Origin of the sequence: Paenibacillus woosongensis (assembly GCF_030122845.1) — a bacterium.
Taxonomy (GTDB): Bacteria; Bacillota; Bacilli; order Paenibacillales; family Paenibacillaceae; genus Fontibacillus; species Fontibacillus woosongensis_A.
On the sequence record NZ_CP126084.1, the window covers coordinates 2,754,147 to 2,770,749 of the forward strand.

At 46.5% G+C, this 16,603-nt stretch carries 15 protein-coding genes; 5 read left to right on the forward strand and 10 right to left on the reverse strand.

All coding sequences use genetic code 11. The features are described from left to right. Nucleotides 1-102 precede the first annotated feature (102 nt). On the forward strand, nucleotides 103-948 hold the full coding sequence (locus QNH46_RS12560) for a S1C family serine protease (RefSeq protein WP_283924618.1): 846 nt from the start codon (nucleotides 103-105) through the stop codon (nucleotides 946-948). A 339-nt stretch (nucleotides 949-1,287) separates the two neighbouring features. On the opposite strand, the gene xerS is transcribed toward QNH46_RS12560, so the two are convergent. From xerS to QNH46_RS12585, 5 genes are all read right to left on the reverse strand, one after another. Further along, nucleotides 1,288-2,358: a tyrosine recombinase XerS gene (xerS, locus tag QNH46_RS12565; RefSeq protein ID WP_283924619.1), complete on the reverse strand. Its 1,071-nt coding sequence runs from the start codon at nucleotides 2,356-2,358 to the stop codon at nucleotides 1,288-1,290. A 177-nt stretch (nucleotides 2,359-2,535) separates the two neighbouring features. Further along, the gene (locus QNH46_RS12570) at nucleotides 2,536-3,762 is read right to left on the reverse strand and encodes a copper amine oxidase N-terminal domain-containing protein (protein WP_283924620.1); all 1,227 of its coding nucleotides are present in this window, start codon (nucleotides 3,760-3,762) and stop codon (nucleotides 2,536-2,538) included. 48 nt (nucleotides 3,763-3,810) lie between these two features. After that, nucleotides 3,811-4,374: a pyridoxamine 5'-phosphate oxidase family protein gene (locus QNH46_RS12575; RefSeq protein ID WP_283924621.1), complete on the reverse strand. Its 564-nt coding sequence runs from the start codon at nucleotides 4,372-4,374 to the stop codon at nucleotides 3,811-3,813. A gap of 273 nt (nucleotides 4,375-4,647) precedes the next feature. Continuing rightward, nucleotides 4,648-4,812 carry a class I SAM-dependent methyltransferase gene (locus QNH46_RS12580; protein ID WP_283924622.1) on the reverse strand — a complete coding sequence of 55 codons (165 nt, stop codon included), beginning with the start codon at nucleotides 4,810-4,812 and terminating at the stop codon, nucleotides 4,648-4,650. Nucleotides 4,813-4,877: 65 nt separating this feature from the next. Further along, nucleotides 4,878-7,088 carry a heavy metal translocating P-type ATPase gene (locus QNH46_RS12585; RefSeq protein ID WP_283924623.1) on the reverse strand — a complete coding sequence of 737 codons (2,211 nt, stop codon included), beginning with the start codon at nucleotides 7,086-7,088 and terminating at the stop codon, nucleotides 4,878-4,880. Nucleotides 7,089-7,524: 436 nt separating this feature from the next. Here QNH46_RS12585 and QNH46_RS12595 point away from each other — a divergent pair, with 436 nt between their 5' ends. Both QNH46_RS12595 and QNH46_RS12600 read left to right on the forward strand, forming a co-directional pair. Beyond that, the gene (locus QNH46_RS12595; protein WP_283924624.1) at nucleotides 7,525-7,896 is read left to right on the forward strand and encodes an ArsR/SmtB family transcription factor; all 372 of its coding nucleotides are present in this window, start codon (nucleotides 7,525-7,527) and stop codon (nucleotides 7,894-7,896) included. A gap of 167 nt (nucleotides 7,897-8,063) precedes the next feature. Continuing rightward, on the forward strand, nucleotides 8,064-10,358 hold the full coding sequence (locus QNH46_RS12600; protein WP_283924625.1) for a glycosyl hydrolase: 2,295 nt from the start codon (nucleotides 8,064-8,066) through the stop codon (nucleotides 10,356-10,358). A 29-nt stretch (nucleotides 10,359-10,387) separates the two neighbouring features. Here the strand turns inward: QNH46_RS12600 and QNH46_RS12605 are convergent, their stop codons facing one another. Then, nucleotides 10,388-11,353 (reverse strand): alpha/beta fold hydrolase, encoded by a 966-nt coding sequence (locus QNH46_RS12605; RefSeq protein WP_283928426.1) that lies wholly within the window; start codon nucleotides 11,351-11,353, stop codon nucleotides 10,388-10,390. A gap of 154 nt (nucleotides 11,354-11,507) precedes the next feature. On the opposite strand from QNH46_RS12605, the gene QNH46_RS12610 reads away from it, so the two are divergent. Both QNH46_RS12610 and QNH46_RS12615 read left to right on the forward strand, forming a co-directional pair. Beyond that, on the forward strand, nucleotides 11,508-12,215 hold the full coding sequence (locus QNH46_RS12610) for a MerR family DNA-binding transcriptional regulator (RefSeq protein WP_283924626.1): 708 nt from the start codon (nucleotides 11,508-11,510) through the stop codon (nucleotides 12,213-12,215). Between the two features lie 66 nt (nucleotides 12,216-12,281). Beyond that, entirely contained in the window at nucleotides 12,282-12,467 is a 186-nt protein-coding gene (locus tag QNH46_RS12615; protein ID WP_283924627.1) for a sensor histidine kinase, read from the forward strand. A gap of 77 nt (nucleotides 12,468-12,544) precedes the next feature. Here QNH46_RS12615 and QNH46_RS12620 read toward each other — a convergent pair whose 3' ends face one another. From QNH46_RS12620 to QNH46_RS12635, 4 genes are read right to left on the reverse strand one after another with little or no spacing between them, the layout of a single operon-like run. Further along, nucleotides 12,545-13,321 carry an ABC transporter permease gene (locus tag QNH46_RS12620; RefSeq protein ID WP_283924629.1) on the reverse strand — a complete coding sequence of 259 codons (777 nt, stop codon included), beginning with the start codon at nucleotides 13,319-13,321 and terminating at the stop codon, nucleotides 12,545-12,547. A gap of 24 nt (nucleotides 13,322-13,345) precedes the next feature. Continuing rightward, the gene (locus QNH46_RS12625) at nucleotides 13,346-14,122 is read right to left on the reverse strand and encodes an ABC transporter ATP-binding protein (RefSeq protein ID WP_283924630.1); all 777 of its coding nucleotides are present in this window, start codon (nucleotides 14,120-14,122) and stop codon (nucleotides 13,346-13,348) included. A gap of 16 nt (nucleotides 14,123-14,138) precedes the next feature. Continuing rightward, the gene (locus QNH46_RS12630) at nucleotides 14,139-15,149 is read right to left on the reverse strand and encodes an ABC transporter substrate-binding protein (protein ID WP_283924631.1); all 1,011 of its coding nucleotides are present in this window, start codon (nucleotides 15,147-15,149) and stop codon (nucleotides 14,139-14,141) included. Next, nucleotides 15,142-16,596, reverse strand: coding sequence for an aryl-sulfate sulfotransferase (locus tag QNH46_RS12635; protein WP_283924633.1), 1,455 nt, complete (start codon nucleotides 16,594-16,596; stop codon nucleotides 15,142-15,144). The genes QNH46_RS12630 and QNH46_RS12635 overlap by 8 nt, the downstream gene beginning before the upstream one ends. Nucleotides 16,597-16,603: the final 7 nt, after the last annotated feature.

Genomic DNA, 16,603 nt, shown 5'->3' on the forward strand with positions numbered 1-16,603 from the left:
AATAGCATTACGTATATCCTTTTGTTTCCGATCACAGTCTGTCAACGTTTGGTATAATCATGTTGAATCATTGTTTTTGTTCTATTTCTCATTAGCAGGGAGGTGTTTTCCATCCGTAACGATGAGCTGAATAATCCCAAAACATCCGTCGATCCAATAAGTGATACCGATGTCCCGTTTGAATGGGAAGAAGAATTTTGGAACCCGGAGGATGACATTGAAGAGGATGAGTTGAATTATCGACCCAAAAGAACATGGATCAAAAAAACAATTATTGTTATGCTGGCCATTCTGCTACTCGGTAATCTAATCGCTTTTATACCACAGATTTATAATCTACTGACACTACGGTTTTTGAAAAAGGATGCACAGTTATCACAAGATGAACAGATCCAGCAATATAAGCAAGCCGTTGTCAATGTTAGTACCGGCGGTCGGAAAGGTACAGGGTTTAATATCGCTCCAAACGGACTCATTATTACGAATCAACATGTCCTGGATGACGACAAGGCTGGCATGATCCAATTTTTAAATGGAAAAACATATCCGGCAGATGTTATCGTAAGTGACAGCGAGATCGATATCTCCATACTTAAAATTAGAGACAATGCGAACGACCTACCTACACTGCAATTGGAAACAGAGATAGCGTATCAAGAGGGCGATCCTATTCATGTCATTGGAAATCCGCTAGCATTCTACCGAATCGCCACTGAAGGCACTGTGCTAGGATTAACCCCATCAGAGAGTCGCCAGCTTCCCATGCTCATGATACAGGCGCCAATTCATAACGGAAACAGCGGCAGCCCTGTTATTAACAATAAGGGGAATGTTATTGCAGTTGTGTATGCCACAACAATTACATCACAGGGGGACCAATCTATCACTGTAGGTCTTGCTATTCCAATTGATTATTTGGAGAAATATGAAAAGATTATGTTTCAATAGTAGTAAGCAGCCGATTTAAAGGTTTGTATAAATGCAAAGGGGAGAGCTTTCCTGAAATATGCCCATATGCATAGGCGGTTGGATTACTGGCATAAGTGTTACAGGTTCGTATGATATCGATTTTTAGGGCAAAGGGGCTCTGATAGGCTAGTCTATTATCAAAAATCAAAAAATGTAGTAGAACCTTTTGCCATAGAATTTAAAAATAATGATGATTATTATTTCGATCACATACATAAAAAAATTCAAGCTATATAGAGTCTAATAGAAACATTATAACATATGTACAAAATACGGATTTTGTGAATATGTATAAGAAAAACCGCGTAATGACGCGGGTTATCGGTCCATATTATTTACAGCATTACGCATCTCTTCATCTGTTAAGTGTGTGTATATCATTGTTGTTTGAATAGATGAATGCCCTAATTGATTCTTCAATCTTGGGACATCGTTATTTTCTAAATGATATCGCGTTGCAAATGAGTGTCTAAGCGAATGTACTGTTAGAGAGGGTTTCCCAAAGGCCGTTGCATATTTTTCAACCAGTTTTTCAATTGAGCGTTGTGTCAAACGCCGGCTTCTTCCTTTACGACCTACAGGAGCTGCAATAAATAAATAGTTTTCGTGTTTATCTGGTAAATATCTTGCTTCCCTGATCTGCAGATAATTTTCTATATCTGATAAAGCCTGCTTACTAAAGTAAACATATTGTTCTTTATCACCTTTACGAACCACTCGTACTAAAGCTTTATTCATATCTAAATCATCCAAATTAATGCCTGCAACCTCAGACAATCTAAGTCCTGAACCCAGTATCAGCGAAACGATCGCTGTGTCACGCTCACGATTGAATTGATGAAACGTAAAGATCCGCTTATTATCTTTATGTATTTCACCGAAATCATAAGCTACAAACTGCCTGAATGATTCAAAATCATCTTCTCTAAGGATTTTTCCTTCAATACGGTTTGCAATGGTTTCTTGGCTTTCTTTGACGGCATTTAAGTCTACTTTGGCCATCACATTTCGTTGAAGATAAGGCTTCAGATCGCTTGTTTCAGCTTTATTCTGAAGGTAATCAAACAAAGATTTGAGCGAGGACAATTTGCGATTTATTGTGAGTTTCTTGTTTCCAAGTTGATAATCCAGGAATGACAAATAATTTTCCACTTCACGAACGGTTAATAACTCCAGTGTTTCTAAGTTTATTTCTTTTCGACTTGATGAGGTTAAATTCTCAGCAATCAGCCAATCAAAAAATATAATGTAGTCATGGCAATAATTAAGAAGAGTCGTTGGTGATAATTTGCGTTTTTTACTATCGATAAATTCTGTAACATACCAAGGTAAATCTGACAGTTTTTCATCAATTCGTTGCATATAGTGCATTTTCATTTGTTTATCCATAATTCCAATATAGTTTATTTATAATTATTCGTCAAATTATTATTTTACGTAATTATCGGCCCTGTTCTATCTACGTTGCTTTAGCTATCAGACTGGCAGATCATATTGTTCGTCTATCCGAAAATGGTGTGCAAATTGTTATCAGTTTGCACACCATTTATTATGCTCCTCGGTTTCTTATTTCATATCCTGCCAGCCTTTGAAATCGTGAATGGCAAAGCCGGCATAGCTCGCGTAACGCGCCAATTTATTATGGGCGGACTGAAGCTCCTTTTCCATCACTTCATTGCTCATGGAATAAAATGAGACCCTCGGCCCTTCTTTGCTTTTAACTGTTTCAACTGCAATAACAATTTTCTTCTTGAGCGTAGAGGCTTCTCTCAGCATGTCCTGTGCATTTTCCACAATTCCATTATCGCCTAACGCATGATTCCGATAATTCATGATGACGAGACAATCGAACTTTTCCAGCAGCCATGCGCTCATGCTGTAATTCGTTCCGGGGACATGAACCGTACTTAGCCAATACGGAACGTCCATGGTAATTTTCAAGCCGCTGCCTTTGGTTTCTTTTTCGATCAGTCTCAAATTGTCCATCCAGCTCTCAAGAATCACCTTGTTGACCTTTGTCCATTCGTCAAGCGCATAAGGTTCAATATCGAAATGCAGTCCCGTAAAGCTTGCTTCCGGGTCAACAGAAGAATTGTAGGTTTTAACCCATTCGATGAATTTTCGAATATCCTCCTGCCCGGACTTATAGACCCATTCGGGGCGCCCTTCAAGTGCTTCCACTAAAATTCCTTCGCGTTTGGCTTTTCGTATAAAATCCTCATATATCGTTGAATCAATATCTCTATTCACCTGAAGGTAAATGGATGTGACACCTTTCATTTTTGCGAAGCTTATCATTTTCTCTTGATCCTGCTTGATGATGTGAGTGTCCCATATCCATGTTCCTTTCGGAACATTGCCCACGGAGCTCATAATGCTCACCAGCTTGTGCGTGGGCTGCCACTCTACATTTGCATGCAGGGCTTCGCTTATAAAACGCAGCGGAACCATTGTGCGGCCGTTCTTAAGCACTGCGGCCCCTTCAAAGTCTACTCTTTTTCCGTTCACCAGTGCATGGTGGTCGCCAATTACCAAGATAACAGTGTCACGGTTAAGCGAGATCGTGATTTGTTTTAATTCGCCGTCCCATTCCGTAGCAGCTCCGAGCTTGTCGGATATAAAAGCAAGTGGAACCATTGTAAGGTTGGACCTCTGATCGACATAGGGGTGCTCATCCAGGAATTGAACGTTACGCCCATCCACGGATACTCGGACTCCAGAAGCGTAGATAGCGGGAGTGAACGCAGCTACGCTCAACATAATAGCTAACGTGCATACAAGCCATTTTCTCATGGGTGATTTCCTCATCTTTTTGAATTTGTACCGTAATTTGTGCCGTGATTACTTTGTCCCTAGGCGTTTGCCTAGAGACGTCGGCAATTGGTCTAAGCTGCTCATATTTTTTTCACGCCAGTAACTTTGCAGGCCCTCTTCGCCTTTTTGCTCCGCCCAGCGCCGGAGTGTGTCCCGCTCCTTCTCGTACGACATGAACGGCACAGAATAACCGCAGGATGTCTGGACTTTATGTATGTCGACCGTAATGATCTGCCGGACTCCAGGCAACGGATCGAATAATTCGTATAACTCCTCCCATTTGCTGTCCTCTGGGAGAATTACTGTTCCATTTCCGTACAGGCGTAAGATGTTCGGAGGCCCCTGAAATGCGCAGAACATGATCGTGATACGACCGTTCTCTTCGAGATGGGCGCTGGTCTCATTGCCGCTGCCGGTTAAATCCAAATACGCTGCCTTAGACTCGGACAAAATCCTAAAACTGTCATATCCCTTCGGAGACAGATTGACATGCCCATCCCGTGACATAGGTGCCGTTCCGACAAAGAATAGATGCTGTTTTCGGATAAAGGCCATGTGCTCTGGAAGCATGGCCGGAAATTGTTTTCCCAAATGAATCCCTCCTTAAAACTTGTAATTTGGTTCGAAGACGCTTAGCACCGCCGAGATGGTATTTGCTTAAGATTGGCTAATTAACTAAAAATTAATATAATATATACTCATATTTTAGTACATAAGTATTGTAGATTAAAGCGAGAGATTACTTTTTTGGAAGTCTGGTTTAAAGGTGGAAGATATGATTCGATCATTAAGGCGTAAAAATAGCCAAAACTGCGGCCCTTCATTAAAAAGGCACAATTTTGGCTATAAAGAAAGAACACATTTTCATTTTCGTTCAAGCACGATTTTGCGATACATATCCCAACATGGCTGGGCTGTGCTCGCAATCACCAGGTCGAAGGCCTGGTCAGCGAATCGCAGATCCTGCGCATCCATCAGCAAAAACCTTTTTTCTGGCCCGGGCGAATGAGCCTGCATTAAATAAAACATCGTAAAACGGAGCCCCCGCCCGATAGATCAATTTATTCCAGCGATTGTTCATATCCCCAATCCTTTTAAGCCAAATTAGGTTTGATCTTTAATACGCGCATAGCGTTCAACACAGCGAGAAGAGTAACGCCCACATCCGAGAACACTGCCTCCCACATCGTCGCAATGCCGAACGCACCCAAGAGCAGGAAGACCGCTTTGACGAGCAGCGCGAAAAGGATGTTCTGCCATACGATGCGCCGGGTTCTCTTCGCAATATGGATGGCGGAAGCCAGCTTGGAAGGCTCGTCGGTCATAATGACGATATCAGCAGCTTCAATGGCTGCATCGGACCCAAGTCCGCCCATGGCCACGCCGACGTCTGCTCTGGCTAGAACCGGCGTGTCGTTAATGCCGTCGCCGACGAATGCGATCTTTTCTTTGCTCGATTTTTGACGGTCGATCTTCTCTAGCTCTTCGACTTTATGCTGCGGCAGCAATTCGGAGTGAACCTCGTCCACCCCCAACTTTTTACCGACCGCTTCACCCACTGTCTTGATGTCGCCCGTCAACATGACAATCTTCTTCACACCGAGTTTTTTCAGCGAACGGATCGCCCGTGCCGAATCCTCTTTCACCTCGTCGGCAATGACCAAATATCCGGCATACTGTTTGTCGATCGCAATATGCACGATGGTACCCAGCTCGGATGGCGCGGCAAAATCAACATTTTCCCGTTTCATCAGCTTCGCGTTCCCGGCCAGCACTTCCTTGCCCTCAAGCACAACCTGAATGCCGTGTCCTGATATTTCGTTGTAACCCGAAAGCAGCTCTTCATTCAATTCCTGTCCGTAAGCTTCTCTGATCGACTCGGCAATTGGATGGGTAGAGTGCATTTCGGCAAAAGCGGCTTGGCGCAGCAGTGCTTGTTCGGTCCATCCGTTTTGCGGATATATGCCGTTTACCTTAAATTCACCTTTGGTCAGCGTTCCCGTTTTATCAAAAACGACGTATTTGACGTCATTCAACGCTTCCAGGTAATTGCTGCCCTTAACCAGGATGCCGTTCTTGGACGAAGCCCCTATGCCCCCAAAGAAGCCGAGCGGGATCGAAACCACTAGGGCGCAAGGGCAGGAAATGACGAGGAACACCAAAGCCCGGTACACCCAATCCGAGAAGGTCGCACCGCTGAAGAGCAGCGGAGGCACAACGGCCAGCAATGCAGCGACAATGACGACAAACGGCGTGTAGTAACGTGCAAACTTCGTAATGAAATTTTCCGTCGGTGCCTTTTTACTGCTTGCGTTCTCCACTAGATCCAAAATTTTGGCAACGGTAGATTCCCCGAATACCTTTGAGACCTCGATCGTCAGCGCCCCGTTTTTGTTAATGAATCCGCTCAGCACGTTATCGCCCGCGGCCACTTGGCGTGGCACGGATTCGCCAGTTAATGCCGAGGTATCCATTGCCGAATTTCCTTCGATAATTTTACCGTCAAGAGGTACCTTTTCACCTGGCCGTACGACGATCAAATCGCCGATTCGCACTTCTTCCGGACTCACACGTTTGATCTCGTTGCCTGTTTTCAAATTGGCAAAATCCGGTCTGATATCCATCAATGCGCTAATGGATTTCCGCGACCGGTTGACGGCAATGCTTTGGAACAGCTCCCCAACCTGATAAAAGAGCATAACAGCTACACCTTCAGGATACTCCCCGATCACAAAAGCGCCGACAGTCGCAATTGACATGAGGAAGTATTCGTCGAACACTTGACCTCTTACGATGTTCTTCAGCGCCTTGAATACAATATCTCCACCTACAATGAGATAGGACGCAATAAACAGAATCAGTTCAAGCTCCCAGCTCAGCGGTAACGCAAACGCCAACACGCCGATGGCAAGACCTGTGGTCAGCCGGGCGACCATGATTTTGATGCTTTGCGCCCCGTGGTCATGAGAATGTCCATGCCCATCATCCTCCGCTTCGGCACCGTGATCATGGCTGTGAGCGTGACTATGTTTGAAGGATCCCCCTCTTGGGCTTCCCGCCGTTCCGTATTCCAGTACTTTGATACCCGGCTCAAGTGTACGAATTTTTTTCTTCGTCTGCTCAAGAATGTCATCTGAACGGTCTGACACCAGCTCCATGGTCAACGTTTTGTTTGCAAAATTCACCGAACAAGCGGAAACCCCGTCAATCTTCTGGACACCGTTCTCGATCTTCATAGCACAGTTTGCGCAGTCCAGACCCTCCAGCACCAGCTTTCGCTTAACGGCAGAAGTACCTGTTTCCATATATTTATCTCACCTCATCATTAAAAAGCTATACATGAACAACTATTCATATAAAGTATATTCCTCACTTCTCACTGCTGTCAACATACTGCTTTATTTACCCTAATCCCGCGGCTGTTATCCAAGACTTTGACAAGATCATATATCGTTAAAACAAAAAAAGCCGCAATCATGCGACTTTTAGATCTCGGTAAATTAAATTAGGCACAAATTTGATATATACTAGCTCCCCGATTAATTCAATAACGGATTGGGTTACTATGACAGACGCTGCAATTGTAGCCATCTCCCCTGGCAAGGTCAGGGCAAGTGGAAGCACTACCCAATCTCCTCTTTTTTATTCGGATTATATCACAGCTGTTAATAGTAATCATTTCGTTTAAGTCCTTTTTTTTGTTATAATAATGGAAAAGATGCTAACAGAAAGGTGATTTTAATGACACAGTCTCTAAATTCTGCTGAGGAATGTGACACAACTTGCCTTGGATCGGATACCGATTTAAACACAATTAAGGCAGAGCTGATTGACGATCAGGCAGCTGTTCAATTTGCCGACTGGTTCAAAGCTTTTAGTGATCCAACCCGAGTTAAATTAATTAGTGCATTATTAAAAAGAGAGCTGTGCGTTCATGATTTGACGGTACTCTTAGGAATGGGACAATCTGCTGTCTCTCATCAGTTAAGGTATTTACGAAATATGAGGATTGTAAAACGCCGTAAGGTCGGTAAAATCGTATATTATTCCTTAGACGATAATCATATTGAGCAAATTTTTATACAAACTCTCCAGCACACAAATCATAGTTGAATGATTAAAACAACCCCGACTGCGTATAGGCAATCTGGGTTGTTTTGCTTTCATCTTCAAATGGACGGATTTACATATATTGGTATATATGATACTATGAAAGCGTATCCATAAGTTGATAGATTGTATAATAGTTTTCATATCTTACATGGAAAGGAAGCCTGATCATGACAAATTGGCTCAAAAAGGCAAGCGCAATGCTGCTGGCATTTACTCTTCTTCTTGGCTTGATGACAGTGCCCGTTCATGCGGACACCCCACTTTTCACGATTGAAAGCGAAAACGCTCAGCTCACCTCCGATCTTCAAGTCGTGACGGAAATTTACGGACAACCGAAACCCGGTTTCTCTGGGAGTGGATTTGTCTGGATGCAGAATTCCGGCACAATGACCTTTACAGTGACTGTCCCGGAAACTGGCATGTATGCGATCTCCACCCGCTATATGCAGGAGCTGAGTCCTGACGGCAGGCTTCAATATTTAACGGTTAACGGCGTTACCAAGGGTTCGTATATGCTGCCCTACACGACCACGTGGTCGAATTTCGATTTCGGCTTTCATAAGTTGAGCCAGGGAACCAACACGATCCAGCTGAAGGCTGGTTGGGGCTTCGCTTATTTCGATACCTTCACTGTGGATTATGCCGATCTTGACCCTCTGGATGTGCAGCCTGTCCTCACTGATCCTGAGGCTACACCGGAAACGCAGCTTTTGATGAATTATTTAACGGAGGTTTACGGTAATCACATTATTTCCGGCCAGCAGGAGATTTATGGAGGCGGAAATGACGGCAATTATGAGTTGGAGTTTGATTGGATCTACAACTTAACCGGAAAGTATCCAGCCATCCGCGGCTTTGATTTTATGAACTATAACCCGTTGTACGGCTGGGAGGACGGAACGACCGATCGGGTTATCGATTGGGTAAACAACCGCGGCGGAATCGCGACAGCCAGCTGGCATATCAATGTGCCCCGAAATTTTACCACCTACCAGCTCGGGGAGTTTGTGGATTGGAAGGACGCTACCTACAAGCCGACAGAAACCAATTTTAATACAGCTAATGCGGTTATTCCTGGTACGAAAGAATATCAATACGTGATGATGACCATTGAGGATTTAGCAGAACAGCTGCAGATTCTGCAGGATAACCATGTGCCGGTTATTTTCCGTCCCTATCATGAGGCTGAGGGCAACGGCGGGTTGAACGGAGAAGGCGCATGGTTCTGGTGGGCTTCGGCAGGCGCCGAGGTGTACAAGCAGCTGTGGGATCTGCTCTATACCGAACTGACCGAGACGTACGGCTTGCATAACCTGATCTGGACCTACAACAGCTACGTGTATCCCACTTCTCCCGCATGGTATCCCGGTGACGATCAGGTGGATATCGTCGGCTATGATAAATATAATACGATCTACAACCGTCATGACGGTCTATCCGGCGTGCCCAATGAGGATGCGATTACCTCGATTTTCTATCAGCTTGTTGATTTAACCGGCGGCACGAAAATGGTGGCCATGACGGAGAACGACACCGTCCCAAGCCTGCAGAATCTGATCGAGGAAAAAGCGGGATGGCTCTACTTCTGCCCTTGGTATGGCGAGCATCTGATGAGTTCTGCCTTTAATTATCCGGAGACCCTGACAACACTTTATCAAAGTGATTATGTCATCACATTGGATGAACTGCCCAATTTAAAAGTTGACGCTCCAACACCAAGTGCTGCAATTTCTCCCGTGAATATAACATTTGATAAGGCGGCGAATCTACAGCAAGATATTTCCGTATCCCTCACCTTAAACGGTCACCAGCTTGCAAGTATAAAGCATGGAAATTATACTCTTCAGTCAGGCCTGGATTATACAGCGTCAAGTGCTGCTGCCGTGCTGAGTAGATCCTATCTTTCCACGCTGCCGCTGGGCCCAAATGCGATAACCTTTCATTTCAGCGGAGGAAAAAACGCAGTTCTTACTGTAAATGTAGTGGACAGCGGTGTTCCCATACCCGCAGGAGGCTTGGCGATCCAAGCCTTTAACGGCAGCACAAGCGCCTCTACCAACGGAATTTCGCCCAAATTCAAAATAGTCAACACCGGGAATACGGCGTTTCAGCTTAGTGATGTAAAACTCCGTTATTACTATACAATTGATGGGGAAAAAGCACAAAACTTCTGGTGCGACTGGGCCAGTATCGGGAGTGCAAATGTAACCAGCAATTTCGTGAAACTGGCGAATCCGGTTACCGGAGCCGATTATTATTTGGAAATAGGCTTTACGAGTTCGGCTGGAACGCTTAATCCGGGCCAAAGCGCAGAAATTCAAGCGCGATTCTCCAAAGCTGACTGGTCCAATTATAACCAGGCCAACGATTACTCGTTCAAGGCCTCCAGCAGTCAGTTCGCAGACCATGAACAGGTTACCGGGTATATCGGCGGTCAGCTTGTCTGGGGGATTGAGCCATAAGGATATAGACTACAGGGGTGGATCGGGGGTTATCCCTGCTCCACCCCTTTTTTCTTACCGTCCGTATTAATAATCATCTTATCGTTATACCGCTTATGTTTATTACTTTCTTCCTTCCGATTTTCGCCTAGTAGTTTTGCAATAAACCAAGGCTTTATCAGAGGCAAAACTGCGGCTGGCTGCATGGCTTTTGTATGATCCATGTCTCTCCCCTTCAGGATTTCAACGTCCCATCCCATATTTATTAACTGCTGCTTATTCTTTTCCGGCAAACCAATGATATCGACCTTGACGCTCCCGAATTTTTCGCTATACACGATCGTATCTTGTTCCCCGGCAAAAACGAGTTTCGGAATCGGCAGCCAATCATGAATGCTTCTGTCGTCAAATCCGATTAAACTTTGGTACAAGATCACAAATTGCTTTGTAACCAAGGGATCAATAGTTACGGGGACGTTATCCCAATCCACTTCTTCTGGATTCCAAGATTCACTAGATGGATACATGGATTCCTGTTGATTGGGCAGCGCCAGCTCATAGGTTTTTTGGGTTACAATCCGCATTTCCTTATACGGGCCTTCGTATGGCGGAAATCCCCCCATCACCAAACTATCCAGTCGATCCGTATGCAAAGCCAGCTGTAATCCTGCAAGCGCTAACCATGAATAACCATAGTAGCTAAAGCGTTGAACCTTCATTTCATCAGCGATATGCAGTAAATCTTTAACGACTTGTTCGGCCGTCAACCCTTCGGCGTTTGGATTCGAGAACAAATGACCTTCATAATCGAAATATAGAACCTGAAACCGATCTGCAAGTCCATGAACCAAACGCTGTCCTAGTTCCGGGTCTACTCCCCATAATTTCAAATTTTCCGCCTCTTCACCGGTAACCGTCTTCTTGGCTACAGGCAGCATGATCGTTTTGCCCTGTGGATCTCCAACGAGCCCTGCTTCAATTTCCGAGCCATTCTCCAGTCTGACTATTTTAATCAATCCAATCACTCCTAACATGCTTATAAGGCCATCATACAACAATGAAGCAATCTTTCGGTTTATCTCACCTCGAAGCTTGATTTACGAGCATTTTTTCTATTTAATATTGTTGCTGCACTTTAAGGTTCAACTTCAAGGATTGGAGAAATTCAATATGTATAACGCTTATACGCCCAAACAAATAGCCAAGCAGTTGAATGTCAGTACGACCACTTTGCGAAGGTATGAAGAACAAGGTTTGATTCCTGATGTCCCGAGAACGGCCAGCAACCGGAGATGTTATACGCCTATTCATAGGCAAGCCTTTATCACCATTCGTACCCTACTGAAAGGGTATGAGATTCCCGTTGTTTACAATTCAATGAGAAAAATGAAGCAAGGCCATGCAGAAGAAGCGCTCTGGTCTATCAATCAGCAGTTGCATGACATACAAGTGGAGAAGCAGAGAGTGGAATCGATCCTTACCATGATCAAACACGCCGATTTTTCGAAATACCGAAATTATAAAATAACAGATGCGATGACGATCGGAGAAGTCGCGGAAATTGCCGGGGTCAATCCTTCGGCCATTCGTCATTGGGAAAAGGAAGGATTGATTCGATCGATAAGAAACCTGCATAATGGATACCGGGTGTTTACCCCCCGTGAATTAAGAAAAATTATCGTCATCAGCAGCTTGAGAAAAACCGTATATTTCATAGAAAACATAAAGCAATTGCTGGATGACCTGGACACGAAAAATTTAGCGAGCGTAGAAAAATCATTCGAGCTCGCCATGAGAAAACTGAATCAACAGCTGATATTTCAGTATCAAGGCATAGCGGAGATGATGATTTATTTGCAGATGATGAACCAGTGTTAGGATACAAGGCGCACAAGTTTATTAGTAAAATTTGAAGCTGATGATGGCACTCCGATATCCGCTCAAATGAAGGAGAATTTATTCAAACCTTTCATCATGGGGGACGAATCACGTTCAAAAGACGGAACGGGACTAGGATTGGCAATTGTGGAAAAACTCGTGAAACTAAACGGGGGTATTATTGAGCTGGATACAAATTACCCAGGGTATACTAAAGCGTTTGTTCTGACCTTCAAAAACGACGAGACATAATATTTATTATGTAAACCAATACTAAAAGGCTCCGAATTTTCATTGGGGCCTTTTAGCGTATCGATCTCCATTTGCTTCTATCGTCTCAGCGAATTCGTACTAACCACACCGTACCGAGACAGCAATTTCCGGCCGAGCAGTGCAACTGCACGATCCGTGAGAAAACCCATCAATCCCAAGCATATGAGCCCGACAAAAATCCAATCGGTACGGAAAAACAGCCGCGAATTCCAGATTAAATACCCTACTCCCTCGTTGGATGCGATCATTTCGGCCCCGATAATCGCCATAAACGACGTACCCATCGCCAGGCGGACGCCCGTAAAGATGTATGGGACCGTGGCCGGAATGATCACATGAAGGACGATTTGCCATTCCGAGGCGCCCATGCTGCGTGCGGAGCGGATTTTATCCTCTTCAACGGACAAGACTCCGGTCAGCGTATTGAGAATGACGATAAAGAACGTAGCGTACATGATCAGCATGACCTTCGACGTTTCCCCAATGCCGAACCAGACTAGAAATAAGGTAATAAAGGCAATGGGCGGAATGAACCGGATGAAGTTGAGAAAAGGCTCTGCAAATACCCGGATCGCATTCACTTTCCCAATGAGGATGCCCACCGGCACGGCAATCAGGCTGCCTAGCGTCCAGCCTAGCAGTACGCGGTACGCACTGATTCCGATGTACTGCAGCAGCGTCCCGTCTACAAGCAGCTCGTAGCCGCCTTTTGCTGTATATAATGGGCCCGGAACAATTTCCGGGCCGTAGACTAGCGATAGTAATTGCCATAGGCCAAGGATCACGATCCAAAACCAAAGCTGCGGCCAAGCTTTCTTTAACTTTCCGTTCATGTTGCTGTCCCCCGCTTCCTGCATTTATTCGTCAAAATGCGATTGAATTTGTTTATAAAGATGGTGAAATTCCATAGCAGTCAAATCCCGGGGATAGCCGAGGGGCACATCATAAATATGTGTAATTTTGGAAGAGGGCCCAGCCGACATAATGCCAATGCGCCCGCCGAGCAATAACGCCTCCTGAATATCATGCGTCACAAAAATTACGGTTTTGTCGGTATCTCGCCAAATGTTCACCAGCTCTCTCTGCATCGTACGTCGGGTCATCGCATCCAGCGCGCCAAACGGTTCATCCATCAGCAGAATGGCCGGATCGTTCGAGAGCACTCTCGCCAGCTGAACTCGCTGTTTCATGCCGCCGGACAGCTCCCGCGGGAACTTGTTCTCATGTCCCTTGAGCCCTACGAGCGAAATGAAGCGGTCAGATACTTCCTTCCGGCGAACAGCTGGAATCCGTTTCATCCGCAGGCCGAACTCCACATTCTCCCTGACCGTCAGCCAAGGGAACAGGGAGGAATCCGCCTGCTGGAAGACGACCGCCCGATCCTGTCCGGGCCGTTCCACTTCCTTCTCACCGACCTTGACCTGGCCGGAGGTTTTTGACACAAAGCCCGCGATCAAGCTAAGGAGGGTCGATTTTCCACAACCGCTTGGCCCGAGCAGGACAAAGAACTCGCCTCCTTTGACCACCAGATTCACGTCCTGAATGATGTAATGAATTTCCCCGGCAGTCTGAGGCGCATAGCTCTTGTTCAACCGTTCAATATGAATTTCATTTGGCTTCGGCAATAAACTCATGGACGTCTCCCCTCTCTTATTCCAATGCAATGACGCGATCCGGGAATGCTATACGCACCAGTTCCAGATTCAATTTATCGTTCAAGTCAAAATCCCGTTCTATGATCCCGTTCTCCACCATGTATTTCTTTTGGCCAACCAATCCCTCGAATGCTTGCTGGGTGAAACCGATTTGCCAGGGGTTCTTCGGAAGATCCTTCAAGGTGGCCTCCTTAGGCTGCTTCACTTCGGCATACATGATATCTGCCGCCTCGTCTGGATGAGCCTGGGCATAGGCGGAGGCTTCGTCCAGCGCCTTCAGAAATCCTACGAGACTGTCCCCGTACGCTTGGATCAGCTCATTGGAAGCGATAAGCCCCGTGCCAAGCCGTACCGGGGTTTGCGACATGTCCGCCAGCTCATGGGTTTCTTCGAGCGCTGTAAATTTCTCGTTGAGTACGGCTCCGTAAACCCAAGCCGCGTCGATCTCTCCTTTTTTTAAGGCCACATAAGCTTCGTCAAAACCGCCTTGACCCACAAGCGTCACATCGGATAGCTGAACATCGTGCTGCTGCAAATACACATCCCACAGATAAGGGATGAACGTACCGCGCGAAAAGCTCAGCTTCTTGCCTTTCAAATCCGCCGCGCTGGCAATCTCTTTGCGGGCAAACAATTTCCACTCGCTGGCGCTCAAATCGGTCGCCGTTCCGGAAGAAGCGAAGATCGAATAGTCTCCTTTACTGACGGCGTTCAGCAGCGGGAAATCCGCGCCGAAGGCGATGTCAACCTGTTTGATGAACAGGGAGTTAACCCCTTCGGCGGGAGTGGCGAAGTTCACCAGCTCGGCGTCTATGCCGTGTTTCTCAAAAAATCCTTTATTCTTCGCGACGCGAAACACAGTATTTGTAGAAATGTCAGCTATTCTCAGCTTAAGCTTACTGTCTTTATCCGAACCTGAAGCCGTTTGGCAAGCGCTAAGCAGCGTGCCCGCAAGCAGGATCGTTATGATGGTTAGGCTTAAATGCCGAATGCTGCGTTTATTCATCGCGAGTCCCTTCCTTCCTGTCCGCTTCGTCCGTCGTAGCCACGCAGAAAGCTCCCTCACCATAAGAAACGGTACCTTCGACTTCAACCGTGGTTACGGCACCTCTCGGTGCGGCGCCGGGCAGACGGAAGTCAGCCACGTCAATCGGAACAATTGCGGTTTCTACAGGCTTCTCTAGCTGTGGTACCCAATCATAAGGCACTCGGTATGCCCGGTAAACCAAGTTTGAATTGCGTATGTTTTTATAAGGGGAAATGTATTCCCATACCAGCTCATGCTCACGTGTCACCTCAAAAATCCGGCCATCCGCCCCTTCGGTAATTAGCGTATTTCCGTTCGGCAGCCGCTGCGCGGAGCTAATATACGGACTGTAGAATCGGTACGAATCTAGCGGCGCCTGATATCCTGCTTCGGTCGGTGTATACTGCCATACGATCTCCAGCGTGAGCGGATGGATCTCCAAAATGCGGGAATGGTCGCGGCGCGCTACCTTCAGCCCGTCTGGAGCTTCGGGATTCGGCCTGCCATAGCCGCCCCAGCCACCGTTGTCGAACACGAGGAGATTGCCCTCTCCCGGCAGGCCTTTAGGGATCAGATGAGCATGATGCTGGCCGATAATCCAGCCGAGATCTTCCGTTTCCTTCGTACCGTAATCCGGGCCGAGCTTCCATACAATCTTGCCTGATCGCTTGTCGATGATTGCGATAATATTCGTTTCGCGGGCATCCCAGATCAGATTATCCGGATGGAAGCGCTCATCGCCGGCATCGTAGTGCTTGTTGGGACCCAGCACCGATACGGAGTTGATGTGCATCCAGTCCCCGGCGTGGGTGCCGAATGCCCGGGTGTTCGGGTCGCGGAACAGCGCCGCCTTGGCATCGTCATCGAAGCCCAGCTCATGGAAGTGGTCGCTGACCGCCCATTCCCAGATGACGTTCCCCTCCCAGTCCACCTCGATGATCGTATCGTCAAGCAGCTCGGTATCGGAGATTTCGGGGCGGTGCACGTTTTTGTGCGCCAGGATAATTGTGTTTCCGGAGTTGATTTTCGGCTCCAGCCCAGGCGCATAATAGCCGACCGGGTTTCCTTCCCGCTGATAATCATGATGCTGGCGCGCCATCCACTGCGCCGGGTGCCCTGGGTCCTCGATCCAGGCATAGCGGTCGAATTTCCACACGATATTGCCGTCCCAATCCACCTGGACCAGATTCTTCTCATCCTGGAAGCCGTATCGCGGATCGCGTTCCGATGTGCTGCCCAAGACGTAACCGCCCGGAAACACTTTATTCGGAAAGCCCCGCAGCCCTTTCCATAAATGAACCTCTCTTCCGTTCATATCAATGAGCAGTGCTCCAGTATCGGCAGCCTGGTAAATCGTATAGCCGCTCCATGCTTTTTCCGGCAAATATACCGTTGTTCCGGTCGGATAAATCGTGGGATGTCCCATATTGTTG

Coding starts and splice junctions, on each gene's coding strand:
- xerS (WP_283924619.1), bottom strand. CDS start 2,358: ATGGATAAACAAATGAAAATGCACTATATGCAACGAATTGATGAAAAA.
- QNH46_RS12570 (WP_283924620.1), bottom strand. CDS start 3,762: ATGAGAAAATGGCTTGTATGCACGTTAGCTATTATGTTGAGCGTAGCT.
- QNH46_RS12580 (WP_283924622.1), bottom strand. CDS start 4,812: ATGTTTTATTTAATGCAGGCTCATTCGCCCGGGCCAGAAAAAAGGTTT.
- QNH46_RS12585 (WP_283924623.1), bottom strand. CDS start 7,088: ATGGAAACAGGTACTTCTGCCGTTAAGCGAAAGCTGGTGCTGGAGGGT.
- QNH46_RS12595 (WP_283924624.1), top strand. CDS start 7,525: ATGACACAGTCTCTAAATTCTGCTGAGGAATGTGACACAACTTGCCTT.
- QNH46_RS12600 (WP_283924625.1), top strand. CDS start 8,064: ATGACAAATTGGCTCAAAAAGGCAAGCGCAATGCTGCTGGCATTTACT.
- QNH46_RS12610 (WP_283924626.1), top strand. CDS start 11,508: ATGTATAACGCTTATACGCCCAAACAAATAGCCAAGCAGTTGAATGTC.
- QNH46_RS12615 (WP_283924627.1), top strand. CDS start 12,282: ATGAAGGAGAATTTATTCAAACCTTTCATCATGGGGGACGAATCACGT.
- QNH46_RS12620 (WP_283924629.1), bottom strand. CDS start 13,321: ATGAACGGAAAGTTAAAGAAAGCTTGGCCGCAGCTTTGGTTTTGGATC.
- QNH46_RS12625 (WP_283924630.1), bottom strand. CDS start 14,122: ATGAGTTTATTGCCGAAGCCAAATGAAATTCATATTGAACGGTTGAAC.
- QNH46_RS12630 (WP_283924631.1), bottom strand. CDS start 15,149: ATGAATAAACGCAGCATTCGGCATTTAAGCCTAACCATCATAACGATC.
- QNH46_RS12635 (WP_283924633.1), bottom strand. CDS start 16,596: ATGGGACATCCCACGATTTATCCGACCGGAACAACGGTATATTTGCCG.